General features: G+C 72.1%; 19 protein-coding genes, 1 tRNA gene and 1 other RNA gene. 13 read left to right on the top strand and 8 right to left on the bottom strand.

The window, feature by feature from the left end; translation table 11 throughout:
• Positions 1-71 precede the first annotated feature (71 nt).
• Together OG522_RS18150 and OG522_RS18145 are read left to right on the top strand one after the other, a co-directional pair.
• Positions 72-1,070, top strand: a complete 999-nt coding sequence (locus OG522_RS18150; RefSeq protein ID WP_329464015.1) for an SDR family oxidoreductase — start codon at positions 72-74, stop codon at positions 1,068-1,070.
• 38 nt (positions 1,071-1,108) lie between these two features.
• Complete coding sequence (locus OG522_RS18145) at positions 1,109-2,635, top strand: alpha/beta hydrolase (RefSeq protein WP_329464014.1); 1,527 nt, start codon at positions 1,109-1,111, stop codon at positions 2,633-2,635.
• A 16-nt stretch (positions 2,636-2,651) separates the two neighbouring features.
• On the opposite strand, the gene OG522_RS18140 is transcribed toward OG522_RS18145, so the two are convergent.
• Complete coding sequence (locus tag OG522_RS18140; protein ID WP_329464013.1) at positions 2,652-3,758, bottom strand: hypothetical protein; 1,107 nt, start codon at positions 3,756-3,758, stop codon at positions 2,652-2,654.
• A 497-nt stretch (positions 3,759-4,255) separates the two neighbouring features.
• Between OG522_RS18140 and OG522_RS18135 the strand changes: the two genes are divergently transcribed.
• Positions 4,256-4,777: a response regulator gene (locus OG522_RS18135; RefSeq protein WP_329464012.1), complete on the top strand. Its 522-nt coding sequence runs from the start codon at positions 4,256-4,258 to the stop codon at positions 4,775-4,777.
• Positions 4,778-4,809: 32 nt separating this feature from the next.
• Here the strand turns inward: OG522_RS18135 and OG522_RS18130 are convergent, their stop codons facing one another.
• Positions 4,810-6,609: a chloride channel protein gene (locus tag OG522_RS18130; RefSeq protein WP_329464011.1), complete on the bottom strand. Its 1,800-nt coding sequence runs from the start codon at positions 6,607-6,609 to the stop codon at positions 4,810-4,812.
• Between the two features lie 498 nt (positions 6,610-7,107).
• Positions 7,108-7,353: a hypothetical protein gene (locus OG522_RS18125; protein ID WP_329464010.1), complete on the bottom strand. Its 246-nt coding sequence runs from the start codon at positions 7,351-7,353 to the stop codon at positions 7,108-7,110.
• 385 nt (positions 7,354-7,738) lie between these two features.
• Between OG522_RS18125 and OG522_RS18120 the strand changes: the two genes are divergently transcribed.
• A complete protein-coding gene (locus OG522_RS18120) occupies positions 7,739-8,242 on the top strand; it encodes a MarR family winged helix-turn-helix transcriptional regulator (protein ID WP_329464009.1) in 504 nt (167 codons plus the stop codon).
• Between the two features lie 419 nt (positions 8,243-8,661).
• Here OG522_RS18120 and OG522_RS18115 read toward each other — a convergent pair whose 3' ends face one another.
• Positions 8,662-9,156 carry a hypothetical protein gene (locus OG522_RS18115; RefSeq protein ID WP_329464008.1) on the bottom strand — a complete coding sequence of 165 codons (495 nt, stop codon included), beginning with the start codon at positions 9,154-9,156 and terminating at the stop codon, positions 8,662-8,664.
• 698 nt (positions 9,157-9,854) lie between these two features.
• Between OG522_RS18115 and OG522_RS18110 the strand changes: the two genes are divergently transcribed.
• Entirely contained in the window at positions 9,855-10,346 is a 492-nt protein-coding gene (locus tag OG522_RS18110) for a nitroreductase family deazaflavin-dependent oxidoreductase (protein WP_329464007.1), read from the top strand.
• Positions 10,347-10,487: 141 nt separating this feature from the next.
• Here the strand turns inward: OG522_RS18110 and OG522_RS18105 are convergent, their stop codons facing one another.
• The 3 genes from OG522_RS18105 to OG522_RS18095 form a co-directional block, all read right to left on the bottom strand.
• Positions 10,488-12,080, bottom strand: a complete 1,593-nt coding sequence (locus OG522_RS18105; RefSeq protein WP_329464006.1) for a DUF4041 domain-containing protein — start codon at positions 12,078-12,080, stop codon at positions 10,488-10,490.
• Between the two features lie 214 nt (positions 12,081-12,294).
• Entirely contained in the window at positions 12,295-13,530 is a 1,236-nt protein-coding gene (locus OG522_RS18100) for an SWIM zinc finger family protein (RefSeq protein WP_329464005.1), read from the bottom strand.
• Positions 13,527-16,364, bottom strand: a complete 2,838-nt coding sequence (locus tag OG522_RS18095; RefSeq protein WP_329464004.1) for a DEAD/DEAH box helicase — start codon at positions 16,362-16,364, stop codon at positions 13,527-13,529. The genes OG522_RS18100 and OG522_RS18095 overlap by 4 nt, the downstream gene beginning before the upstream one ends.
• A gap of 186 nt (positions 16,365-16,550) precedes the next feature.
• Between OG522_RS18095 and OG522_RS18090 the strand changes: the two genes are divergently transcribed.
• From OG522_RS18090 to OG522_RS18075, 4 genes are all read left to right on the top strand, one after another.
• Positions 16,551-16,862, top strand: coding sequence for a hypothetical protein (locus tag OG522_RS18090; protein ID WP_329464003.1), 312 nt, complete (start codon positions 16,551-16,553; stop codon positions 16,860-16,862).
• Between the two features lie 128 nt (positions 16,863-16,990).
• Complete coding sequence (locus OG522_RS18085; protein WP_329464002.1) at positions 16,991-17,236, top strand: hypothetical protein; 246 nt, start codon at positions 16,991-16,993, stop codon at positions 17,234-17,236.
• Positions 17,233-17,634, top strand: a complete 402-nt coding sequence (locus tag OG522_RS18080) for a DNA-binding protein (RefSeq protein ID WP_329464001.1) — start codon at positions 17,233-17,235, stop codon at positions 17,632-17,634. Before OG522_RS18085 ends, OG522_RS18080 begins: the two co-directional genes overlap by 4 nt.
• Positions 17,635-17,845: 211 nt before the next feature.
• Positions 17,846-18,094, top strand: a complete 249-nt coding sequence (locus OG522_RS18075; RefSeq protein ID WP_443074835.1) for a tyrosine-type recombinase/integrase — start codon at positions 17,846-17,848, stop codon at positions 18,092-18,094.
• Positions 18,095-18,173: 79 nt separating this feature from the next.
• On the opposite strand, the gene OG522_RS18070 is transcribed toward OG522_RS18075, so the two are convergent.
• Positions 18,174-18,261: transfer RNA gene (locus tag OG522_RS18070), tRNA-Ser, on the bottom strand.
• A gap of 71 nt (positions 18,262-18,332) precedes the next feature.
• On the opposite strand from OG522_RS18070, the gene ffs reads away from it, so the two are divergent.
• The 4 genes from ffs to OG522_RS18050 all read left to right on the top strand — a co-directional run bounded on the left by ffs (position 18,333) and on the right by OG522_RS18050 (position 24,081).
• Positions 18,333-18,431, top strand: an RNA gene (gene ffs / locus OG522_RS18065) — signal recognition particle sRNA small type.
• A 114-nt stretch (positions 18,432-18,545) separates the two neighbouring features.
• Complete coding sequence (locus OG522_RS18060) at positions 18,546-20,792, top strand: DNA polymerase III subunit gamma and tau (RefSeq protein ID WP_329464000.1); 2,247 nt, start codon at positions 18,546-18,548, stop codon at positions 20,790-20,792.
• A 58-nt stretch (positions 20,793-20,850) separates the two neighbouring features.
• Positions 20,851-22,107, top strand: a complete 1,257-nt coding sequence (gene purD / locus OG522_RS18055) for a phosphoribosylamine--glycine ligase (RefSeq protein WP_329463999.1) — start codon at positions 20,851-20,853, stop codon at positions 22,105-22,107.
• Between the two features lie 303 nt (positions 22,108-22,410).
• Positions 22,411-24,081 (top strand): hypothetical protein, encoded by a 1,671-nt coding sequence (locus OG522_RS18050; protein WP_329463998.1) that lies wholly within the window; start codon positions 22,411-22,413, stop codon positions 24,079-24,081.
• The last annotated feature ends 178 nt before the right edge of the window (positions 24,082-24,259 follow it).

Raw genomic sequence — 24,259 nt, 5'->3', positions numbered from 1 at the left:
TCACCCATGTCTGCCGCGTCTCGATGTCGCCCGGACTGTCACACATGGCGCCGCCGTCTCGTCCTGGGGGCATGAATACCAACGAAGCGAACACGAATGGCAACCACGTGAACGCGAATAGCAACGACGTGAACACGGACGCCATGAACCCGGACGCCACGTGCACCACATCCGGCACGGCCGCCGCTGGCCAGCAACCCGCGCACGGACCGTTTGCGGGCGAGCGCCAGGCGCGCGGACAGAGCGCGAGCGGGCGGAGCACGCTGGACATAGCCGTCGCCGGAGGCACCGGCACGCTGGGGCGCCATGTGGTGGCACAGCTGAGGGAGCGCGGCCACAAGGTGCGGGTGCTGAGCCGGAGTTCGGCCGAGTACCGGGTGGACCTGCGCACGGGTGCGGGCCTTGAGGAGGCGCTCGCCGGCTGCGACGTGGTGGTCGACGCGGCGAACTCGACCTCCCCGCGCACCATGCGCGCCACCCTGGTGGACGGTACGCGGCGGCTGCTCGCCGCGGAGCGGGCGGCGGGCGTCGGCCACCACGTGTGCGTGTCGATCGTGGGCTGCGACCGCGTACCGCTGCCGTACTACAAGGTCAAGACCGCGCAGGAGGACGAGGTGACGGCCGGCCCGGTGCCGTGGACCATCGTGCGGGCCACCCAGTTCCACGAGCTGGTCGCGAGCGTGTTCACCGTGACGGGCCGGGCCCGCGTGCTGCCCGCCACACGGAACGTCCGCCTCCAGCCGATCGCCGCGGTGGAGGCGGCGGGAGCCGTGGCGGACGCGGCGGAGTCGGCTGCCCGCCGGGCCCGCGTGGAGGCGGCGGGCCCGGAGGTCACCGACCTGCGCACCCTGGCCGAGCAGTGGCGCACGGCGGCTTCCGGCAGGTACGCCCTCCTGCACGTGCCCCTGCCCGGGGCCATACGCCGGCCCCTGCGCGCGGGCCACCTGACCTCCGAGCGGCCCGAGGCCCGGGGCGCGGAGGCGTTCGGAGACTGGTTGCGGACGACGCGCCAACGAGCGGCTACTGAGGGTGACCGGCCTCGGCGCGCGGGATCGGTCGGTGGTGCCTAGCCTGAACGGGGGGCTCGGCTTCCTGGAGGGGTGAGTCCATGCTCGCTCGACGCGTGATCGCGGCCGGAGCCACCACGGCGCTGGCACTGATCGGCCCCGCGGCCGTCACCGAAGCCGCTGGGCCGGACCCGGATCTGGGGCGGTTCTACCAGCAGCGGATCGGCTGGGAGCCCTGCAAGCCCACCGAGGGCCAGACCGGTGAACTCCTCGATTCCGTACGGGACATGGAGTGCGGCACCCTCAGCGTGCCGATCGACTACGCCGATCCCGGCAAGGGCGCGATCGCGCTCGCCGTCTCCCGCTTCACGACGCAGGCGAGCGGTAAGGACCGCAAGGGTTCCGTCGTCTTCAACTTCGGCGGGCCCGGCGAATCCGGCGTCGACGGCCTGGCCGCGTTCCGGGACGAGGCCGCGCAGATCGCCAAGCACTACGACCTGGTGAGCTTCGACCCGCGCGGGGTCGCGCGCAGTTCCCCCGTGCACTGCGGCGGCGCGGACAAGATGAAGCAACTGAAGGGGGAGGGCCCGAGCCCGCCGGACACGGGCGCCGCCGCGGTCGACGAGGCCAAGCGCATCGCCGCGGAGTGCCACGACAAGACGGGCCCGCTGCTCGACCACGTCGGCACCATCAACGCCTCCCGGGACATGGACGTCCTGCGTCAGGCGCTCGGCGAGCACAAGCTGAACTACCTGGGGATCTCGTACGGGACGCGGCTCGGCGCGGTCTACGCGAGCCAGTTCCCCAACAAGACCGGCCGGATGGTCCTCGACGCCGTCGACACCTTGCAGGCCTCCGCCAAGCAGGACGTACTGGCGCAGACCAAGGGGCTACAGCAGGCCCTCGACGCCTTCTTCGTGGCCTGCGCCCAGCAGAACTGCGAGCTCGGCACCAGCCCGCAGGAGGTCAGGGCGTCCTTCGACCAGGCGGTCGCGAAGCTCGCCGACGGGCGGACGGTGACGGCGGCCGACAGCGAGGAGTTCTCCGGCGCCGACCTCCAAAGCGCCGTACGGACCGCCCTGTACAGCCAGGCCTCCTGGCCGGTCCTGTCCTCCGGCATCGCCGCCCTGCTCCAGGAGAGCGATCCCTCGGTCCTCATCTCGCTCAACGGCGCGATGGACGAGACGGCCGCCGGCAACAGCGATGAGGCGCTGCTCGCCGTCAACTGCGCGGACGACCCGGAGCGACCGGCCGACCCGGTGAAGGAATTCGACACCGTACGCTCTCAACTCGCCGCCGAATCGCCCTACTTCGGGCCGAATGCGGCCGGGCGGGCGGTCGCGTGCGCCGGGTGGCCCGCGGGCACCGACTACATCCGCCGCATCAACCACCCCGGCGCGCCCAAGATCCTGGTCGTCGGCGGCAAGGGCGATCCGGCGACGCCCTACGTGTGGGCCGAGGACACCGCCAAGCGGCTGGGTTCGGGTGTCCTGCTCACCTATGAGGGCGAGGGCCATGGTGCGTACACCGCCTCCCAGTGCGTCAGGACGAAGGCGGACGCGTTCTTCGCGACGGGGGCGCTGCCGAGGGAGGGGACGAGCTGTCCCGCGGAGGTCCCGGCCGAGTAGGGCCCGACGCGCCCCGCTATCCCCTCAGCACCCCGCCCCCCGGCCGCACCTCCATCCCCGGGCAGCGCGCCAGCGCCCCCAACACCCAGGCCGTGTAGCGCTTTTCGGTCACCACGTACACCGGCGTCGCGCCGTCCCGGCACTCCACCACCTGGGAGCCGGGGGCGGGGCGGGGGCCGGGGTCGGTCCAGTAGGGCGGCCGGACGCGGATCGGGGTGAGGGTGCGCGGGACCGGGTGACGGGCGAAGCGGCCGGTCGGGTCCGGGGTGGCGGCGAGCAGCCCGGGGGCGGCCACCAGGTACCCGAACCCTTCGTGGGCGTACGGGACTTCGCCGAGTACGCGGCCCGGGAAGCACCCCGGTGTGGCGGGCATCAGCGGCACCACCCTGATCGTGTCGGTGGTGCGGCGGCGGTGGCGGCGGGTCAGCCACGCCGCCCAGGCCAGCACCGGCACGGCTCCGGCCGCCGTGAGCAGCAGGGCGGTCGGCACCCCGCCGGCCACCCACGGGGTGCCGAAGGCGCAGCAGGCGAGCAGCAGCGCGGAGGCCAGCGGCACGGCCAGGCGCCACGGCTCGGGCGCGGCCGGCTCACCGGCGCGCCCGGCCCACCAGTGGGCGCCGCGCAGCGCGGCCCCGCCCAGGAAGATCAGCACGAGCGCCGCGGCGAACGGGAGCCGGTAACCGCCCCGCGGGTCCGCCGAGGTGTACTGGCGCAGGTCGCGGTACTCGACGTATCTGATCTCCCCGTGCCAGTACGTCAGTTGGGCGATGGCGCCGGGCTCCACGGCCGCGAACACCGGGGTGCGGCCGTCCATCTTGACCCGCAGCGGCGAGAGGGCCTTTTGGCCGTCCGGTACGGGGTCGAATCCCAGCCAGTAGTAGGTGGAGCGGTGCTTTTGATCGGCCACCACGGAGGTCACCGTCGCCGCCACGGTGTGTCTGCACTCCGCCGAGACGCGCGCGAGAGGGCAGCCGGTCGCCACGACGAACGCCTTCTCCTCGTCGAGTGCCCCGGGCACGACGACCAGGAGGAGCCAGCAGGCGCCGAGCACGAGGACGGCGCCGAGCACCGCGGCGACGAGGGCGGCGGGGCCGTTGCGGCGCCGGGGGGCGGACGCGTTCATCGCTTGCCGCGCCCGGTCGCGTACCGCATGAAAGGGGATGACGGGATCATCATCCGGTCATTCTGGAGGTTTCAGACGATCAAGTGCCGCGCCAGGAACGGTGGTTCAGACCACCCGGGTATGGCGGTCGCGCCCGGCGGGCGCGGCGGAGCGGGGGGCGCGCAGGGGTACCGAATCCCATAAGCGCATTCACCGATTCACCCATAGGTGTGATCAACTGCCGTAAATGAGCCTGTGGCACTTGCGTGTTGGCACCGGATGGCGCCATGGTGCCGGACAACCGGAGCCGTCCCCACCCTGCTGTTCCGCCCGGCCCGGTGCGAGAATTCGGACCACGCGAAACCCAGCCGACGAGCATGTGCGGAAGATCCGGGCACATGCACGCACCCCGTGCATCCCCCACGTGCACCCCACAGTTGTGCTCTCCGACTGCGTACGAGTCGCCACGAGCGGGCATATGCCCAACCGGTGTGCTCCCGAATGAAGGTGATGGGGCCATGTCCGCGGACATGAAGGTGCTACTGGTCGACGACCACGAGGACAACCTGTTCGCCATGGAGAGCATCCTCGCGCCGCTCGGCTACCCGCTGGAGCTCGCGACCAACGGGGACGCGGCGCTCAAGGCCGCCCTCCACGGAGGGATAGCCGTCGCGGTCCTGGACGTGGTGATGCCGGGCGTGAGCGGCCTGGACGTGGTCCGCTATCTGCGCCGCCTGTCCCAGACCCAGTTGATTCCCGTCATTCTGGTGACCGGAATGGGCCTCGACCACGAACTGGCCGCGCAGGCACTGGACCTGGGTGTCGCCGACTACCTGATCAAGCCCCTCGATCCGTGGGCCCTGCGTATCAAGGTGGGCTACCTGTACCGCACGAGCGCCCTCCTTTCCGGCGCCCCGCCCCGCCGGCAGGGCCTGCGCAACCACCCCACCGACGCACCGCAACTCCAGTCCGCCAGACGTCAGTTGCGCCCCACCGAAACGATTCGCATCCCCTGGCAGCCCGAGGACGGGCCGCTGTAGGTGGGACGGCGGCGGGGGTGCTCGAAAGGGTGTCAGGGCGTCAACTGGCCCTTTTGAGGCTGTAGTTCACCCGTACCCCTGGCGACCGTCCGGGACGGTCGCGGGGTGCGCCGGAACGGGGTGATGAGGCGCTCGGCGTGCTGCTCCTCGTGCAGGTCGACGCGGCGCGCCTCCAGCAGGTGGCGCAGGCTGAGGATGCCCTCGACCCCGCCCGCGTCGCCGCGCGGCACGATCACGACGCGAGTGATGTGGTGCGCGGCCATCCGGTTGGCGATGGTCCGCAGCGTCTCGTCGGGGTGGGCGGTGATCGCGGGCCGGGTGAGCGCGCCCAGCGGACGCGGGTCGTCCGGGGCCCCGTGCAGGAGCTCGGCGCGGGTGACCACCCCGGCAAGGCGCCCGTCCTCGTCCAGTACGGGGTAGAGCCGCTGGGCGAGCAGCCGCTCGGCGTCGCCGCCCTGATGGGCCGCGCGCAGCAGCGCGGTGGCCTCGGACGCGCTCCCGCCCGTACGGAAGGTCACGGTGACGGGCGTTTCGAGCTGCCGTACGAGATGGACTTCGAGCGGGTCCACCGAGTACTCGCGGCTGAGGTGCAGGCCGCGGCGGGCGATCTTCTCGGTGAGGACGGACCGCTTCAGGACGATCACCGACAGCAGGTACGCCGCCGACGCGGTGATCACCATGGGTATCAGGGCGTTCATCTCATGGGTCAGTTCCAGGCAGAAGACGATGCCGGTCAGCGGCGAACGCATCACGCCGCCCAGCACGCCCGCCAGGGACACCAGGGCCCAGAAGCCGGGGCTGACGGAGGGGAAGACGAGCCCTTCGGCGGCCCCGAGCGCACCGCCGACCATGAACATGGGGGCCAGTACGCCGCCGGAGGTGCCGGAGCCGAGCGACAGGCCCCAGATGAGGGTCTTGACGACGAGGATGCCGATGATCAGGCTGACGGTGGCCCGGCCGGTGAGGAGCTGGTCGATGACGTCGTAGCCGACACCGAGGGCGCGGGGCTCGAACAGTCCGCCTATGCCGATGATGGCGCCGCCGATGGCGGGCCACCACATCCAGTGCAGCGGCAGCTTCGCGAACAGGTCCTCGGAGACGTAGACGAGCCAGGTGGCGAGCAGCGCGAGCAGCCCAGCGCCGATCCCGGCCGCGACGCACAACCCGTATGCCGATATGGGGAGTTGGGCCGGGACGTGAGCGCCGCCGAAGAGCGGTGCGGTACCGAGGATCGGCCCGCGGACGAGGGTGGCGGTGACCGCGCCGACCGCGACGGGGAGGTAGGAGCGGGGGCGCCATTCGAAGAGCAGCAGCTCGACGGCGAGCAGGATCGCGGCGAGCGGGGCGTTGAACGTGGCCGCCATGCCCGCGGCGGAGCCGGCGACGAGGAGGGTCTTGCGTTCGTCGGTGGTCACGCGCAGGAACTGGGCCAGGATCGACCCGACCGCGCCCCCGGTCATGATGATCGGCCCCTCGGCGCCGAACGGGCCGCCGGTGCCTATGGATATCGCGGACGAGACCGGCTTGAGCACGGCGAGCCGGGGCTGGACGCGGCTGCCGCCGACCAGGATCGACTCGATGGCCTCCGGCATGCCGTGGCCACGGATCTTCTCGGACCCGTACCGCGCCATCAATCCGATGACGAGGCCGCCGACGATCGGCATGAACAGGAGCAGCCACCAGTGCGTGGTGCCGGCCGGTGTGGTCTGGGCGAAGGAGAGACGGCCGTGGAAGCAGAGATTGGTGAACAGCGCGATCAGCTTGAGCAGCCCGACCGCGACCAGTGCCGCGATCGCGCCGACGGGGGCGGCGAGCGCGGTGATGACCGCCACCCGGGGCAACACGTGGAAGTCGCCGAGGTGGGCGACCTTCCCGAGGTGCGCGGCCGGCTTCGGGGGACCGGTCTCCTTGGGCCGGGTCGGCCGTTGCGCGGCATTGGTCCGTGGGGTTCGTGAGGTGCGTGGGGTTCGTGACTTTTTGGGTGCTGAGGACGCGCTGGAACTAGGCACGGAGGCTCCGCTTCGGGGTGTTGGGGTGGTGGGGTGTCGGGGTTGGAGTGTCGAGGTGTTGGGGGTGGGGGTGGGGTTTCGTGTGGGCCGGGCATGCGTGGGCGAGCACGTGTGGTCCTGGCACATGTGGGCCGGGCACGTGTGGTCCAGGCGCATGTGGGAGGCCGTCGGCGGCCGCGGTGGCGGGTGTCGACGGTTGGGTGCGGGGTCGCCGGTGGCGGGGTCGCGCGGTGGCGGGGTCGCGCCGTGCCGAGGTCGGGCGTCATTGCCCGGGTGGTGTCCCCCTGGTGTCAGGGGGTGCGGGTCCGCTGGGTGCCGGGATCAGCCGGGGTGCGGGCGGGCGGAGTCCACGCGTCCGGGGCGCAGTATCCGTACGCGACCGCTCTCGCAGGCCGGACACTGGGCGCGGGCGAGCGGCGAGGGGACCTTGCGGTCCGCCAGGTAGTAGTCGGCGTGGAGGCGGTTGTACTGGTCGGTGCGGAGGCGTACGTCGTACGAGGCCTCCCAACCGTGCCCGCAGCTGAGGCAGACAAATGAATACGCTCGATGAACCAGTTCAACGCCCATGGCCATCACATCCCTTGACCGGTTCTGTCGCGCCCGCGCAGCACCGGGTTGATGCCCCAAGGCTATCATTGCAGAGTGCAATGATAGGTGTGGCGTGGCTTACAGGCTGGTTGCGGGCCTGCGGGAGACTTGATCTCAGACCGGCCGGACGAGCGTCCGGTCGGCCGACCGGACGACAGAACGGTGGACAAATCAGATGGCCAGCGACGCCGCACACGACCACCCGCCACGGTTGGCGGACGGGGGTGCCCATGGGGGCGACCCCCGAAGCGGCTCCGGGCGTGGTGGTGAGGATGGCGCCGGGCCTGGCGGTGGGGACGGCTCGGGGGGTGGCTTCGGGGCGGCCGGTCTCGCCGAGCAGACCGGGGAGGTCACGGAGGCGGTCATGGCGGCCTCGCGCCTCCTGGTGGGCCTGTCGGCACGCGCGCTCGCCGAGGTGAGCAACACCTTGACGCTGCCGCAGTTGCGGGCGCTGGTCGTCCTCGACGGGAGCGGCCCGGCCAAGCTCGCGGCGCTGGCAGCGACCCTGGGGGTGAACTCGTCGACGGCTCTGCGGATGGTGGAGCGGCTGGAGGGCGGGGGCCTGGTCGACCGCAAGGTCAACCCGGACAACCGCCGGGAGGTCATCCTGCGGCTGACCGGCGCCGGTACGGATCTCGTACGCGAGGTCCTGGACCACCGGCACCGGGAGATCGCGGCTCTGGTGAGCCGACTGCCGGTGGACGTGCGCGCGGGCCTCGTCGTGGGTCTGCGCGCCCTGACGGCCATCGCAGACGACCCGGCGACCCCAGCGACCGGCGCCACCCCGGCGATCGCGGCCGACCCCACGATCGGCGCGGGACAGCGGGGCGGGGTCGGGGACCTGTTGGGGGGCGAGCCGGTGGTCTGAAGGGGGCTTGGGCGCTGGGGGCTCGGGGGTGTGGGGTTGCGCTGTGGAGTCGGGGGCCGTGCGGATTCGGGGCATGAGACCTGGGGTCATGTGCGCTCCGGCTGTGGCGCTGGCGGACATGGGGGCTCGGGCCGTGTGGCGTGTGGCTGTGGGAGTTCGGGGTCGTGTGGCCTGGGGCTATGTGCTCGGGCTGTGGCGCTGGCGGACACGGGAGATCGGGCCGTGTGGCTCGCGGGCATGGGGGCGCGAGCCATGTGGGCCTGGCGGCGTGTGGGCACGACGTACGGGGCCTGCGGCCATGAGGCTCGGGCCACATGGGGGCTTGGCGGGTGCTCAGGGCTGCGCGGTAGGGCGACCGGCGCTGGGTGGACCGGAGTCGGAGTGTTGAGCGGTGCCGGGTCCTGTTCGGCCGCCCAGAACTAGGCGGCCCCCACCTCTTCCCCGCACCAACTGCAGAACGGGGCTCGTGCCTCCGCTCTCATGCGGCCGCACGCCGGGCAGACCCGGTCCAGGGCGCAGGCCGCCTCCCCGCCTTCCTCGGCGGCAGCGGTGCGCCCGCCGATGGTGAGGCCGGGGCGGCGTCGGTGGACGGTCAGGTAGGCCAATCCGCGCGGACCGGCGCGCAGCCCGCGCGGCGCCGCCTTCGGCAGCCACGCCACGACGCCGGGCTCCAGCTCTTGCAGACTCACGCCGTCGTCGAGGTGCCCGGCGCCGTCCACAACCACCAGCAGTACGTCCAGTTCGGCTTCGACGTGTCCGGGGACGGAGGCGTCGGCAGGCAGTCTGACCAGGTTGGCGTCGAGCTGCCGACTCTCCTGCGTGAGCCGCCACAGCGCTCCGCTCTGCCCCTCGTCAGCAGCGGCGAGGCGGGTGGCGAGGGCCACCAGAACCCGGGACGTCTCCTGCGCGGACAAGCTGCCTCCTATGCGCGGTGGCCGACTGCGCCGGCTGTGGCTGTTGATGCGGATGCGGATGCGGATGCGGATGGGGATGGGGATGTGACTGCGACCGTACGACCGGGCCCGAGCGCGCGGACGCGCGCACTGCCGCACTCGGTACAGAGGTTATGGGTGAGGGGTGACGGGATGCGGATGCCAACGAGGTAATGCTCGGCGGGTGCCGGGCCGCCACTGGCCGAGGGTGCCCGGTCCCGGACTTCGTAGGCGGCGTCCCAGCCGTATGCGCAGTCGGTGCAGAGGAACGAGTAGGCCACGTGGTGGCTGCGCGCTGTTGTCATGGTCATCACTCCCATGGGCGACGCACTCGGGCCCTGCCGGGCCGCCGTCCTCTTCGATGCAACTCGGGTCGGCATCAAGGCAGTTGATGTACAGAGGCTCACTCCCGAGGTGAGTCACAGGTAGAATATTGCACTCTGCAAAACTTGTCGACGCGGGCGCTTGGCGGGGTGCTGGGCAATGGAGTCCTGGGCGGTGCGAGCCGTGCGGGCGCTGCGCGCGCCGGGGCGGGCGGTCGCGGTCCCCGGCAGCCCTGCGCCCCGTGAGCCCCTCGCGAGCGCCCGGCGCATCCCGTGGACGTCGGGCCAGCACCCTGCGGGCGCCCCCACCGGCCACCGAACAAGCGGCCGCCGAGCCGCGACGAAAGGCAGGACCCCATGCCCCGAAAGGTCCGAGCGACGCCCTCCCCGACCGGCTGGCGCCGAGTGATCGCCCGCGCGCCGATCACCCTCTACCGCTGGCGCCTCGGCCAACTCCTCGGCGGCAGGCTCCTGTTGCTGACCCACACCGGCCGCACAAGCGGTCAGCCCCGGCAGGTCGTTCTGGAGATCACCGGACGCGACCCGGCTACCGGCGCGTACCACCTGGCCTCCGGCTTCGGCCCCGAGTCGCAGTGGTACCGGAACATCCAGCAGACCCCCCGGGTCACCATCCAGGTCGGCCGCCACCGCAGCACCGCGACCGCCCGCCCCATGACGCCCGAGGAATCCGGCCGGGCCATGGCTGCCTATGCCCCGCGCCACCCCCGCACCGCCCGCCGCCTCATGGCCGTCTGCGGCATCGAAACCGACGGCACCGAGGACGACTACTACCTCATCGGACGCGACCACATCCCGTTCGTGGAGGTGACGCCGACGGGGAAGGCGTAACGGGCGCGCGGGTGTGACCGGCGCGCGGGTGTGGCGCCGACAGGGAAGGGGAGAGAGGCGGGGGGCGGGGAACGGGCGAGAGACGGGCGGAGGTGACCCGTTGCGACCCCGGGGTGACGCGCCCGCCGGGACAGCAACGGGTCAGGGACGCTGTTCCGTGGTACCGGCACCGGCCGTGCTGGCTCGCCATTCCAACGCCTGCGGCACCTCGCTGAACTCCACGACGTGCTCGCCCGCACAGCGTTCCAACGCGTCCCGCACCTCGACCGGCGTCACGTAGAAGAACTCCTTCCGGCTGTTGACGCGATTGACGCGGCGGGCCGCGAACTCCTGGTGCAGACGCGTCTCCAGACCCACCGCGTCCTTGCTGAAGATGAGGGCGTGCACGTCGAAGCGGAACGGGACCGCCGCCCCGCTCAACTCGTAGACCCGCTCCAGCGGTTCGAGCCGGCGCGTCATGCCGATCTTGACGATGCGGTCGCCGAACGCCCCCACGTTGGAGATCACGTACACGTACCCGGTCCGTACGTTGGCGGCACGGGCCTCCACATCGTTCAGCGCCCTCTCAAGGTCGGCGAGCTTCGCCTCCATCTCGCCGACCGCCGCGTGGTCCCCGCGCTCACGAAGGCGCTCAAGGGCGGACTGGTAGTGCCCCATCTCCTTGTGCAGCTTCTCCCGCTCGCGATCGAGTTCGCGTTGCGCCGCGGCCTCTTCGCGCTCGCGGGCCCGTGCCTCGCGCTGTGCTTCCTTCTCCTCTTCCTTCTTCTGCAGGAAGTCGGCCGTCATCTCCAACTCCCGTACGCGGGCGTTGTGATAGCCGTCCGAGATCCGGATGTGCATGGTGGAGCCCAGCTTGGCGATCGTCTCGCGACTCTTGTAGAGGCGGTCCACCAGCGAGGTCAGACGGTAGGGGCGCATGCTGCGCACCGCGTAGTCGGCCTCGGCGTTGTACGCGCGGAGCATGAGCTTGGAGAAGTCGCGCACCATTTTGCGGCCCTCGCGCACCGATCCGTTGACCGTCCAGTCCGTGGCCGCCAGAACCGCCCCGTCCTTGCGGGCCAGGTCTTTGATCTCCGCGCGCAGGGAATCCAGTGCGCTGCGGTAGGCGACGGCGTCCTGCAAGGGATGGCGGTAGGCGTAGATGCCGACCTGCTGGAGCATCGCCGTCTCGTCCGTGGTCACGATCTGCGCGCGCAATTCGGTCAGCCGTGTCTCCGCCTGGAAAGCCTCCCCGCGCAGCCGGTCGGCGTCCTTGCGGACGAGTTCGGTCTCCCGCGCGGTCCGGCGGGCGTGCTCCTTGACGTTCTTGACCACATCACGGGCTTCGCGGCGGATCTCCTCCGCCTCTCGCTCCGCCTGGGCGCGCAGTTCCTGCGCCTCGTCGCGCGACCGCTGCGTCAGCAGGGCGACGTTCAGGGCGTCGGCCCCCTGGGTGGCATGGATCCACTCGCGTAACTGCGCGGCCTCGGACGGGCCGTCCCGCCGCAGCCGCCGCAGCATTCCGCCCTGCCGGGCCGCGGGTACGGTGCCCCCGGCGGGCGAGGGGCGGCCGACGCCCCAGGCGGCACCGCCCGATGCGTCGGCGGGTACGGATACGGAAGCGACGGGTACCCAGAGCTGCCAGCCCGGGGGCGGCGGTGGCCAGGACGGCTCGGGTTCCCAGCCGGGCGGCGGCACCCACCCCGGCGGCGGAGCCGGCCAGCCGGGCGGCGGATTGAATCGGTACTGGTCCACGACGCACCCCCACGCCGGACACCCGCGTCCGGGCGCCCCCTGCCTGCGACGTTCCTCCGGCCGTCACCGAGAAGGAGCTCGACGCTACAGCCGTGACCATCCGGGCACATGCCAAACGGAAATGTCTAATTGCCGGACTCGGACTCGGACTCGGGATCCGGCTCGGGATCCGACTCGGGCTCGGACTCGGCCCCGCAAGTGGAGCGCTGGACCACTACCCCCCGTTCTGCGGCCAGGCCGCGGTGAGCGCGGTGACCGGGTCACTGTCGGCTGGTCCTGCGGGCCACCATTCGCCGTCGTCGTCCTGGAGGTAGGGGTACCAGCGGGTGTCGGGGCCCAGACGCAGCTGGATGCCGTGGTGGGTGAGGGTGAGGCGGTTGCGCCAGGTTCTGAGGTGTGCGGGGGAGTCGGCCATCTCGGCGAGGGCGGTGCCCAGGGAGGTGCGGGCGGCCTTCATCACCGTCGGGTCGGGCGTGTAGGGCTGTTCAGCGACGGTGATGCCCGTGGGGCCGCCATGGCGCCAGGCGCGGGTGAGGCGTGCGAAGGCAGTGGGCTTGGTGCCGGTGTTCCGGATCAGGTGGTGGAACCACTCGGGTCCGGGGCTGCTCGCGGCGATGCGCACGGCGTCCTGGTGCTGGGTCAGGTACAGGTCGGCGGTGGCGCCCGCGAGGAGCCGGGCGGCGCGCGCGGTGGCGTCGGCCATGAGGCGTTCCAGGTCTGCGGCGGCCAGGCCGGTGCCGGGTGGCGGGGCGACGGGCAGTGCTGTGGCGTGGGCGGCGGGCTCTGGGAGTTCGGGCAGTTCGGGGGACTCTTCGGCCCAGCGGGCGTACGCGGCGGCGGCCGGGATGCCGGCCGGTGCCGGTGGGGCTGCGGTCTCCTGTGCTGCCGTACGGAGTGCGCGCAGCTGGGCGAAGACCTCCTCACGACCGCGGCCGCGCAGTGCGAAGAGCACGAACGGGTCGGTGTCGATGGTGGCGGCGATGGCGTAGCAGAGTGCGGCGGCGTGTTTGCAGGGGTATCCCCAGTCGGGGCAGGAGCATTCGGGTTCGAGTTCGGTGGGCTGCGGGAGCAGGGGGACGCCTGTGTGGCGGGTGTCGTCGACGAGTTCGGTGGGCATCTCGCCGTCGAGGAGGGCTGCGAGATGCCCGGCGCGGGCCGCGATGGTGTCGAGGAGGGTGTCCCACTGGGCGTTCGTGAGGACGGGCAGGTGGACGGCGGAGCGGTAGGGGCGGGGGCGGCTGCCTTGGACCGGGGCTTTGATCTGGCCGGGGGCGACGGTGGTCGGGCCGACCATGCCCTTGCGGGCGTAGGTGCGTCCGCGCGAAAGGCGTCCCGCGTCCAGGCTGGAGTCCTCCAGGGCCGCCACCCACGCCTGGCCCCACCAGGTGGCGGCGAAGGCGCGTTTGCCACGGGCGGGGGCGCGGCGCGGGCTGGGGAGCGAGGGGGTCATGACGGCCTTCCCAGGGCGACGAGTTCGGCGAGGTCGGCGTCGGACAGTTCGGTCAGGGCAGCCTCGCCGGAACCGACGACGGCGTCGGCGAGCGCGCGCTTGGATTCGAGCAGCTTCGCCACCTTGTCCTCCACGGTTTGCTCGGCGAGGAGTTTGTGGACCTGCACGGGTTTGTCCTGGCCGATGCGGTAGGCGCGGTCGGTGGCCTGGTCCTCGACGGCCGGGTTCCACCAGCGGTCGTAGTGCACCACATGGGTGGCGCGGGTGAGGTTGAGGCCGGTGCCCGCCGCCTTCAACGACAGCAGGAACACCGGCACTTCACCGCGCTGGAAGGCGTCCACCATCTCCTCGCGGCGGGCGACGGGCGTGCCGCCGTGCAGGAAGAGGGTGGAGACGCCGCGCTCGGCGAGATGTTTCTCCAGCAGCGTCGCCATCTGCGTGTACTGGGTGAAGACCAGCACGGACTCGCCTTCGGCGGTGATGGTGTCGATCAGTTCGTCGAGCAGGTCGAGCTTGCCGGACCGGCCGCGCAAGGGCGTGGACTGGCGCAGGTACTGGGCCGGGTGGTTGCAGATCTGCTTGAGCGCGGTGAGGAGTTTCAGGACCAGGCCGCGTCGGGCGATGCCCTCGGCTTCCGCGATCTTCGCCATGGTCTCGCGGACCACGGCCTCGTACAGGCCGGCCTGCTCGGTCGTGAGGGGTACGACGCGGTCGGTCTCGGTCTTGGCAGGCAGTTCGGGGGCGATGCCCGGGTCGGATTTCTTGCGGCGCAGCAGGAAGGGGCGGACCAGGCGGGACAGCCGTTCGGCGGCCTGGGGGTCCTCGCCCGTCTCGATGGGCCGGGCGTGCCGGTCGCGGAAGGCACCGAGCGAGCCGAGGAGTCCTGGGGTGGTCCAGTCCAGGAGTGCCCACAGCTCGGAGAGGTTGTTCTCCACGGGGGTGCCGGTCAGTGCGACGCGGGCGCGGGCGGGCAAGGCGCGCAGTTCGCGGGCGGTGACGGCGTAGGGGTTCTTGACGTGCTGGGCCTCGTCGGCGGCGATCAGCGACCAGGCGGTTTCGGCCAGGACGTCGCGGTCGCGGCGCAGGACGCCGTAGGTGACCAGGACGATCTCGCCTTCGGTGAGGTCTTTGAGGTGGCGGTCGCCGCCGTGGTAGCGGCGTACGGGCACCGACGGCGCGAACCTGGCCGCCTCGCGCTGCCAGTTGCCGAGCAGGGAGGCTGGGCAGACGACGAGAGTGGGGCCCGCGGTGGCGGGGGCGGTCTGGCGGTGCAGGTGCAGGGCGATGAGGGTGATGGTCTTGCCCAGGCCCATGTCGTCGGCGAGGCAGCCGCCGAGGCCGAGTTCACACATCTCGGCCAGCCAGGCCAGGCCCCGTTTCTGGTAGTCGCGCAAGGTGGCCTTGAGTGCAGCGGGCTGCGGGGCGGGCGTGCGGGACTCGGGGTCGCGGATACGGGCGACGAGGTCGCCGAACGCGCCGATGGCCGCGCACGGGACCGGCTCGCCGTCCCGCTCCACCTCGCCAGTCAGCGCGGCGCCCAGGGCCTCCATGGGAGAGAGCGGGTCAAGGCGGCGGCGCTTGGCGCGGGCCACCAGCTTCGGATCGGCGACCACCCACTGGTCACGCAGCCGGATGAGCGGGCGGCGCGCCTCGGCGAGGGCATCCATCTCGGCCTCGCTGAGAGGCTCATCGCCGAGCGAGAGCTGCCAGCGGAAGTCGAGCAGCGCGTCGGCGTCCAGGAGGCCGCCCGAGGTGGAACCGGGGGCGGTGCGCTGCCCGATCTCCGCGGTCGCGGTGAGTGCCTTGACCAGTTCGCGCGGCCAGTGCACGTCGACACCGGCCGCGCGCAACGTGTCGGTGGCGTCCCCCAGCAGGTCGAAGGCTTCGTCGTCGGTCAACCGGAGCTGATCGGGGGCGGCATCGTCGAGCAGCCTCCGCAGTGGGGGCCAGACGCGGGCGCCCCGGCGCAGCGCCAGCAGGGTCTCGGTCTCGGCGCGCGGGCCGAGCAGCCGCTCCACCTCGGCCGTCTCACTCCACAGCCGGGCGGCCTCGACGACGAGCGACGGATCGGCCGCGGTGTGCAACTGCAGTACGGCCCGGAACTGCCTCCTGCGTCCCTCGGGTACGTCCACGCGCAACGAGACGCTCACCTCGGCCGTGAACGCGTCGGTGATCTCCTCGGCCCACTCGCGCAGCACGGGCACCGCATGCTTCTCCCGCCAGGCGTACGGCAGCAGGCCCATGGCGAGCGGAGCGGCCGGGGTGCGGACCAGCTCGTCGGCGACCGCGTCGCAGAACTGGCGCACCAGCGCGGCGGGTTCCGCGATCCGCAGCGGGGCCGGGCCGGGCTCGGGCAGACAGTGGGCGTGGGGAGGGAAAGCGGTGGCCAGGGCGTTCAGTGTCTGCCGCTGGGCGGCGGTGAAGGGACCCGCCTGCCAGGTGTCATAGCCGGCGGGGGTGAGGGCCGGGTGGAGGCGGCCGTCGGCGAGCAGCCGCAGCGCGAAGCGGGCGGCCACCTGCCAGGCAGTGGCGGACGGGTGCGTCGGCTGGGCGTCGGCCAGGGCGGAGACAGCAACGGCGACAGGCAGCGCGTAACCCTCCACCGTGCGCCGCCTGACCGAGCGGCCATGCGGTAGCACCAGTTCCACCGCCTCGGTCTCAAGGCCGGTGGGCGCCATACCGTTTCCGGCTGCTGCCCCGGTCGGCTTCCACAGCAACAGCCGGCCGAGGCGGGCGGGCTCACCGGGCAGGAACACCGTCGCCCAGCCGGCGTCGAGCAGCCCCCTCACGAAGGCGGACGTCTCCTGTCGGGCCAGCGGCGGTGCGCTCCTCACACCCGTACCCGACCCTCGTACGACGACCCGTGACACTCTCGCCCACCCTGCCGCTCGCCGGGACCCATATCCAGGCCCGCTGCCATCGAACTCCACCAGGAGCGGTCACCCACTGGCAAGTTCGGGCCTTGCCTTCACTCCCGGAAACGAGCCGAGTTCGCCGCGGTGTGGCGCTACGGTGAGGCCATGAGCGCCTTGGACCCCGCCACACTGGACACGTTGATCGAAGAGGCCACGATCGACGCCTACGGCGAGGACGAGCAGCTCACCGGCCTCTTCACGATGATCGAGGAGAACCTCGCCCTCCCGTTCACAACGACCGTTCTCGGCGTCGAGGTGAGCGTGGTCGGTGTCGAACTGGCCGAGGACGGTCGCGTGGTCGCACGCTGCACCCGGGGGTCGGTCCGACAGGACATCGGAATTCTGGACCTGCCGCTGCCGGAACCCGACCCAGAGGGCTCACAGTGGATCGAGGCATACCGCCACTGGGCCCGCTGAACCGGCGTGTCGCACAACTGCCCAGCTGAGGCCCTGGTCGAACGGACAGTCACCCCGACTGCCGCCGGCCGGACCGACTGCGGAGAACAGGCAGCACGCAGCGCGCATACCGCAGTATGCTTGCGGCTATGGCTGACACCACACGCATCACGGTGACACTCCCCACCGAGCAGGTGACGGAGCTGAAGAAGATCACGGACAACATCTCCGGCTACGTGGCCGAAGCGGTCGCCAGGCAGATCCGGCATCAGCTCCTGGGGGCCGACCTGCGCAGCCACACAGACGAGCACGGGGCCTTCAGCGAGGAAGAGCTGGCCGAGGCGCGGGCGCGGATCTTCGGTACGCCGCAGGCCGGCGGCGCGAGCGCCGCGTGAGCGGGCACATTGAGACCGTCGTGCTGGACAGCGAGGGGCTGTCGGCCTGGGTGGCGCAGGAGTGGAAGGTTCTGGCGATGTTCCAGGTGTTCCATGACATGGGAGCGGACCTTGTCGTCAGCGCCAACACCATCGTGGAGGTGAGCCACGCCAAGGTGAACCTGCCCCAACTGCAATGGGCGCTCTCCCGGGTCAAGGTGGAGCCGGTCACGGAGGCAGCGGCGAAGGCGGCGGCACAACTGCTCAAGGGAGCAGGTCTGCACGGACATAAGTACGCGATCGACGCCACCGTCGCGGAAGCGGCCTTGCGTCAGCCTGGCCCGGTCGCCATCCTCACGTCGGATGTCGATGACCTGACCCGGCTGTGCGGCAGCAAGGTCCGGATGATCGGGCTATGAACGCGAGCTCGTCCCGGGACCATGGGCAGATCCGCGCGGATCCGCCGTGAGTCAGAGTCGCCGCAGGTCGGCCCGCGATGGGTGGATAAGGCATCGACGGATGCGGGGCGTGACCGCGTTTGGTGTCAAAGCCCCTCGGGGTCGGCGCCGGTCGACCTGTAGGACGCGGGCGCGAGCCCTTCCTGCTTGATGACATGTCCTAAATGTCGATATAAATGCAACCGGAACTGCCACCAGGGATGCCCGGCATACCGTCGCCACGGTGCTGCTCATCCTCGGAGTCCCGGAGCGCGTGGTCATGCAGATCATGGGGTGGTCGTCCACGGCCATGGCGGCCCGCTACCAGCACGTGACGGGCGGAATCTTGGCCGACGTCGCGCAACAGGTCGGCGGTCTTATCCGGGAGGTGGCCAAGACCGCCGAGGAGGACGGTTCGAACGGCTCCGCCGAAGCGCGTTGAGACTGTAGATGAGACTGCGAACGGAGAAGGGCCCCACCGCGAACGGTGGGGCCCTTCAACATCGTGCCCGGTGAGGCACTGGCGGAGGATACGAGATTCGAACTCGTGAGGGGTTGCCCCCAACACGCTTTCCAAGCGTGCGCCCTAGGCCACTAGGCGAATCCTCCGCGGCAAACAATACAAGACGTTGAGGGGTGCTCGCGAACTCGTTCCCACGTCAGGGATCGGGTACCCTGTGCGGAGCCCCTCACGTGGCGCTATCTGACTGAACTCCCCCAGGGCCGGAAGGCAGCAAGGGTAGGTTGGCTCTGGCGGGTGCGTGGGGGGCGCTTATTTTTTCGCGGGGGTGCGGGTCTACTCCCCCTGCGTGGGCGCCCTTTCGCCCGGCCGGGTGCGGCCCGGGATCCGTCGGCGGGGACGGTTGTCAGTGGGCCCCGATAACCTCGTATGCGTGTCGTCCCTTGCGCTGTACCGCCGCTACCGCCCCGAGTCGTTCGCCGAGGTCATCGGGCAGGAGCATGTCACTGACCCGCTGCAGCAGGCGCTGCGGAACAACCGGGTCAATCACGCGTACCTGTTCAGCGGGCCGCGGGGCTGCGGCAAGACGACCAGTGCCCGGATCCTCGCCAGGTGCCTGAACTGCGAGCAGGGGCCGACGCCCACCCCGTGCGGTGAGTGCCAGTCCTGCCAGGATCTCGCTCGCAACGGGCCCGGCTCCATCGACGTGATCGAGATCGACGCCGCTTCGCACGGTGGCGTGGACGACGCCCGTGAGCTGCGCGAAAAGGCCTTCTTCGGGCCCGCCTCCAGCCGGTACAAGATCTACATCATCGACGAGGCGCACATGGTGACCTCGGCGGGCTTCAACGCCCTGCTGAAGGTCGTCGAGGAGCCGCCGGAGCACCTCAAGTTCATCTTCGCCACCACCGAGCCCGAGAAGGTCATCGGGACCATCCGGTCGCGTACGCACCACTACCCGTTCCGGCTCGTGCCGCCGGGGACGCTCCGGGAGTACCTCGGGGAGGTCTGCGGGCGCGAGGGCATTCCCGTCGAGGACGGGGTGCTGCCGCTCGTCGTGCGGGCCGGGGCCGGGTCCGTGCGTGACTCCATGTCCGTCATGGACCAGCTGCTCGCCGGTGCCGCCGAAGACGGTGTGACGTACGCCATGGCCACCGCCCTGCTCGGGTACACCGACGGGTCGCTGCTCGATTCCGTCGTGGACGCTTTCGCCGCGGGGGACGGGGCCGCCGCTTTCGAGGTTGTCGATCGCGTCATCGAGGGCGGCAACGACCCGCGCCGCTTCGTCGCCGATCTTCTGGAGCGGTTGCGCGACTTGGTGATCCTCGCCGCCGTTCCCGACGCGGGGGAGAAGGGGCTCATCGACGCCCCCGTGGACGTCGTCGAGCGGATGCAGGCGCAGGCCTCCGTGTTCGGCGCGGCCGAGCTGAGCCGCGCCGCCGACCTCGTCAACGCCGGGCTCACCGAGATGCGCGGGGCCACCTCGCCCCGGCTCCAGCTCGAATTGATCTGCGCCCGGGTACTGCTGCCTGCCGCGTACGACGACGAGCGCTCCCTCCAGGCCCGGATCGACCGTCTGGAGCGCGGCGCCAACTTCCAGGCGGCGCCCGCCGGTGGGCCCGCCATGGGCTACGTTCCGGGGCCCGAGGCGCATGCGCCGATGCAGGGTGGGCCCGGCGGGCCCGAGGCTGCTCGGGCCGCGGCGCGGGGTGCGGGGGCGGGAGGGCCGGCGCCGGTTGGCGGGCCCGCCCATTCGGGGGCCGGCGCGCCGCCGGTTCCGCCCGTGCAGCAGGCGCCCGCGCAGCAACCCGTGCAGCCGCAGCCCGCTCAGTCGGCGCCCCTCGCTCAGCCCCAGCCCGCTCAGCCCGCGGAGCGGAATCCGGCCGGGGCCTGGCCGTCGGCGGCCGCACCCGGTCAGGGGGGCGGTCAGCGTCCAGGGGCCTGGCCCGGCGCAGCGGCCCCCGCTCCCGCCCCCGGCCCTGCTCCCGCTTCCGCCCCTTCCGCAGGCGCGTGGCCCGCACCCGCACCCGCTCCCGCGTCCGCACCGGAGCCCACCCCGGCCCCGGTCGCGCAGGCCCCCGCCCCGGCCGGTCAGGGCAACGCGATGCAGGTCCGCAACATGTGGCCGGACATCCTGGAGGCCGTGAAGAACAAGCGGCGCTTCACCTGGATCCTGCTCAGTCAGAACGCGCAGGTGGCCGGTTTCGACGGCACCACGGTCCAGCTCGGCTTCATCAACGCCGGAGCCCGCGACAACTTCGCGAGCAGCGGCAGCGAGGACGTGCTGCGCAGCGTGCTCTCCGAGCGGTTCGGGGTGCAGTGGAAGGTCGAGGCGATCATCGACCCGTCGGGCGGCGCCCAGCCCCCGGCCGCCGCGGGCAACTTCGGCGGCGGCGCGCCCCGGCCCCCGGCGCCGCCGGTGCAGCAGCACCAGCCGGTTCAGCCGACCCCGCAGGCCCCGAGGCCCTCGACTCCGGCCGCCTCCACGCCCGTACAGCAGCCGCCGCAGGCTGCTGCTCCCGTACGGCAGGAGGAGCCGCCGCCACCCCCGGTCCGGCCGGAGGACGACGTTCCGGAGGACGACGACCCGGATCTCGTGGACAACGCGCTGTCCGGGCACGACCTGATCGTGCGCGAGCTCGGGGCGACCGTGGTGGAGGAATATACGAACGAGGGGTAGGGGTCCACCTGGTGGCCCGCACAAAGATCACGCCACCGTGGCGGCTAGGCTGGCTGCCGTGAAGGTCCTTGTCATCGGCGGCGGTGCCCGCGAACACGCCCTGTGCCGTTCCCTGTCCCTCGACCCCGACGTGACGGCGCTGTACTGCGCCCCCGGCAACGCCGGGATCGCGGAGGTCGCCGAGCTCCACCCGGTCGACCAGATGGACGGGGACGCGGTCGCCCGCCTCGCCGTCGAGCTGGGCAGCGACCTGGTCGTCGTCGGGCCCGAGGCCCCCCTCGTCGCCGGGGTCGCCGACTCCGTACGCGCCGCCGGCATCCCCTGCTTCGGCCCCTCCCGGGAGGCCGCCCAGCTGGAGGGCTCCAAGGCCTTCGCCAAGGACGTGATGGCGGGGGCGAACGTGCCCACCGCCCGCTCCTACGTCTGTACCACCCCCGAGGAGATCGACGAGGCGCTGGACGCCTTCGGAGCTCCGTACGTCGTCAAGGACGACGGTCTCGCAGCCGGCAAGGGCGTCGTCGTGACGGACGACCTCGCCGCGGCCCGCGAGCACGCGCTGGCCTGCGACCGCGTCGTCATCGAGGAGTTCCTCGACGGCCCCGAGGTCTCGCTCTTCGCGATCACCGACGGCGTGACCGTCCTTCCGCTCCAGCCCGCGCAGGACTTCAAGCGCGCGCTCGACGGCGACGAGGGTCCCAACACCGGTGGTATGGGCGCCTATTCACCACTTCCGTGGGCCGACCCCAAGCTCGTCGACGAGGTGATGGCGAGCGTGCTCCAGCCGACCGTCGACGAACTCCGCCGCCGCGGAACGCCGTTTTCCGGACTTCTGTACGCGGGCCTTGCGATCACCTCGCGCGGGGTGCGGGTCATCGAGTTCAACGCGCGCTTCGGCGACCCCGAGACGCAGGTCGTGCTGGCCCGGCTCAAGACGCCGCTCGCGAGCGTCCTGCTCAATTCGGCCAACGGCACGCTCGGCGTCGAACCGCCGCTGAACTGGCGCGACGACGCGGCCGTGACCGTGGTCCTCGCCTCGCACAACTACCCCGCCACGCCCCGCACCGGCGACCCGATCGAGGGCCTGGACGAGGTAGCGGCCGAGGACGCGCCCACCGCGTACGTCCTGCACGCCGGGACCAGGAGGGACGGCGACACGGTGGTCAGCGCGGGCGGCCGGGTCCTCTCGGTCACCGCGACCGGCAAGGACCTGACGCAGGCACGCGACCGGGCGTACGCGGCCGTCGGCCGGATCCGCCTCGACGGCTCGCAGCACCGCACGGACATCGCCCGCGCGGCGGCGGAGGGCCGGGGCTGACGACTGCGGCGCGGTGCCGAACCGTCACAGTTGCGGCCCCGCGCCCGTTCCGGCCTGCGCCCCCGCACCCCCGTCCCGGCGTTCGACCGGCCGTGCCGGGCGCCCGCTCCGGAACACTCACACCTTTACCCAAAGCCATTCCATCGAGTGACGGTCGCCCCATCGGGATGACTCCTGCCGGGGCCCCAACTAGGGTGCGGCGAGGGCGTTGCGGCACTTGGCCCACCGGCATTGCGATGTCAGTGGGGGGTGCCACAGTGGGGGAGTGAGCAATGCCGCCGCAGGGCAGAGGGGGTGAACGCCGTGTCCGATACCGGAATGGGTGGAGAGGTGGGTGCGCAGCACGCGCGCTCGCGGGCTCTGGCCGTGCTGCGCATCCGCAGCAGGGCGCTGGCCGTGGCCCTGCTGCCGGCCGCCGTCGCCGTGGTGTTGGGCGTCGCCGCCGTCCAGGGCCGCATCGACGGCAGCGGGTGGGACGCCACGCGCTGGGCGGTCACCGTCGTCGCACTGGTCGTGCTGCTGCTCGCGGGTGCCGTCGCCGCGGTGATCGTACGGGCCAGGCCCGCCCTCTCGCCGACGGTGCACCTCTCCGAATCGGCCGCCCCAGACCTGTACCGCCTGGTCAGAGACCTGGCCGACCGGCTCGATGTGCCCGCGCCCTCGGCCATAGCCCTCACGCCGGACTGCGACAGCTGGCTGGAGGACCGTACGCACCGCGCGCACGGCGCCGCCGAGCGCCCGGTGCCCGAGCGCTCCATACGGGGCGGCGCCGACGTACGTTCCGGCCGCGCCCGCCGGGTCCCCGCCGCGCCGGTCCTGGTCATCGGCTCGCCCTTCATGTGGTGGATGCGGGTCGGCGAACTCCGCGCGATCCTCGCCCCCGTCGTCGCCGGTACGGGACCCTCCGCGCACCCGGACATAGCCGCCGCGCGCCGATTCGTCAGAGGTCTGGACGCGGCCGTCGCCGTGGCCGCCCGCCCCGGCCTCGACCCGGTACGGCGCCTCGGGTTCGGCTTCGTCGGCTCGATGGCCCGGCTGCTCCTGCGGGGCTGCCGGACGCATGTCGCCGAAATGGAGCGCGGGGTCGCCGTCGCCGCGTCCGAGCGTGCACAGGCTGTGGATTACGGGGTGCGGATAGTGGCCCAGGAGCAGGTGGGGCTCGCCTACGCGGGCTGGGACCGGCTGCTCACCCGGGTCGCACTGCCCGCTTGGCGGATGGGGCGCTGGCCGTCCCGCCTCGACGCGGGCGTGGTCTCGGCGCTCACCGAGCTCTCCCGGCGCGACCGACTGGCCGAGGGCTTCACCTCCCGCCTCGGCGAGCGCCCGGCCTGCGACCTCTTGGAGGAACCGGGAGTCGCCGACGAGGCGACCTCGCTGCTCGCCGCCCGGCTCTTCCACGGCGGCCCCGCCGAGCCCGGCCCCGACTGGGCGCCGGTCGACTGGGCGGCGTACCCGGAGGAGGTCGTTGACCGCAAATGGCGCATCGAGGCCGCCCGGCTGCACCGGGTACTCGACGCGCTCGGCGAGCGCCGCGCCGCGGAACCGGCGGCGCCCACGCTCGCCCGCGTCATCGACCACCTCGCCGCCGGCGACGGCGAGGCCGCGGAGCGGCTGGCCGCCCAGATCGCGGCGGAAGTGGCCGACGAGGAAGCCGCGTCCGCGCCGCCCGTCCCGGGCCCGGAGTCCTGGGGTGCCGACGCGATACCGCTGTTCCCGCTCCAGCCGCCGCGCACGGGCCGCGAACTGCTCGCCGACCATGTGACGGCGATGGTGTGCTGCGCCGCCGTCGACACGGCGGGCGCGCTGCCCGGCCTCGACTGGCTGGACGGGCCCTCGCTGCTCGTCGACGGGGTACGCCGGTCCGACCTGTCCTCGCCGGTGCTGACGCTGGTCGAGGACGGGGACGCGGACGAACTGCGCGGGTGGCTCTCGGTCATAGGCATCCGCCCGGAGAAGCCAATACGCCTGGTCTGAGTGGCCGCGCTCCTGAATCCGGGCGCCCCCGCTTTCTCGGCCCGCGCCCTTGAGTCTGGGCTCTGCTCTCTTGGCCCGTGCCCTCAACCCTGGGCGCCCCCACTCCCTCCGCTCGCGCCCTTCAGCCCCGGGCCCCGCTCTCCGCCCGCGCTCAACTCCTGGGCTCCGCCCCCTCGCC

It is taken from the genome of Streptomyces sp. NBC_01431 (genome assembly GCF_036231355.1).
Classification (GTDB): Bacteria; Actinomycetota; Actinomycetes; order Streptomycetales; family Streptomycetaceae; genus Streptomyces.
The sequence above is the reverse complement of the archived record's forward strand: the minus strand, read 5'-3'. Positions and strand labels throughout refer to the sequence as shown.

Excerpts from the sequence above, each read along its gene's own strand:
- OG522_RS18150 (WP_329464015.1), top strand. The coding sequence starts at position 72 with ATGAATACCAACGAAGCGAACACGAATGGCAACCACGTGAACGCGAAT.
- OG522_RS18145 (WP_329464014.1), top strand. The coding sequence starts at position 1,109 with ATGCTCGCTCGACGCGTGATCGCGGCCGGAGCCACCACGGCGCTGGCA.
- OG522_RS18140 (WP_329464013.1), bottom strand. The coding sequence starts at position 3,758 with ATGAACGCGTCCGCCCCCCGGCGCCGCAACGGCCCCGCCGCCCTCGTC.
- OG522_RS18135 (WP_329464012.1), top strand. The coding sequence starts at position 4,256 with ATGTCCGCGGACATGAAGGTGCTACTGGTCGACGACCACGAGGACAAC.
- OG522_RS18125 (WP_329464010.1), bottom strand. The coding sequence starts at position 7,353 with ATGGGCGTTGAACTGGTTCATCGAGCGTATTCATTTGTCTGCCTCAGC.
- OG522_RS18120 (WP_329464009.1), top strand. The coding sequence starts at position 7,739 with ATGGCGGCCTCGCGCCTCCTGGTGGGCCTGTCGGCACGCGCGCTCGCC.
- OG522_RS18110 (WP_329464007.1), top strand. The coding sequence starts at position 9,855 with ATGCCCCGAAAGGTCCGAGCGACGCCCTCCCCGACCGGCTGGCGCCGA.
- OG522_RS18100 (WP_329464005.1), bottom strand. The coding sequence starts at position 13,530 with ATGACCCCCTCGCTCCCCAGCCCGCGCCGCGCCCCCGCCCGTGGCAAA.
- OG522_RS18090 (WP_329464003.1), top strand. The coding sequence starts at position 16,551 with ATGAGCGCCTTGGACCCCGCCACACTGGACACGTTGATCGAAGAGGCC.
- OG522_RS18085 (WP_329464002.1), top strand. The coding sequence starts at position 16,991 with ATGGCTGACACCACACGCATCACGGTGACACTCCCCACCGAGCAGGTG.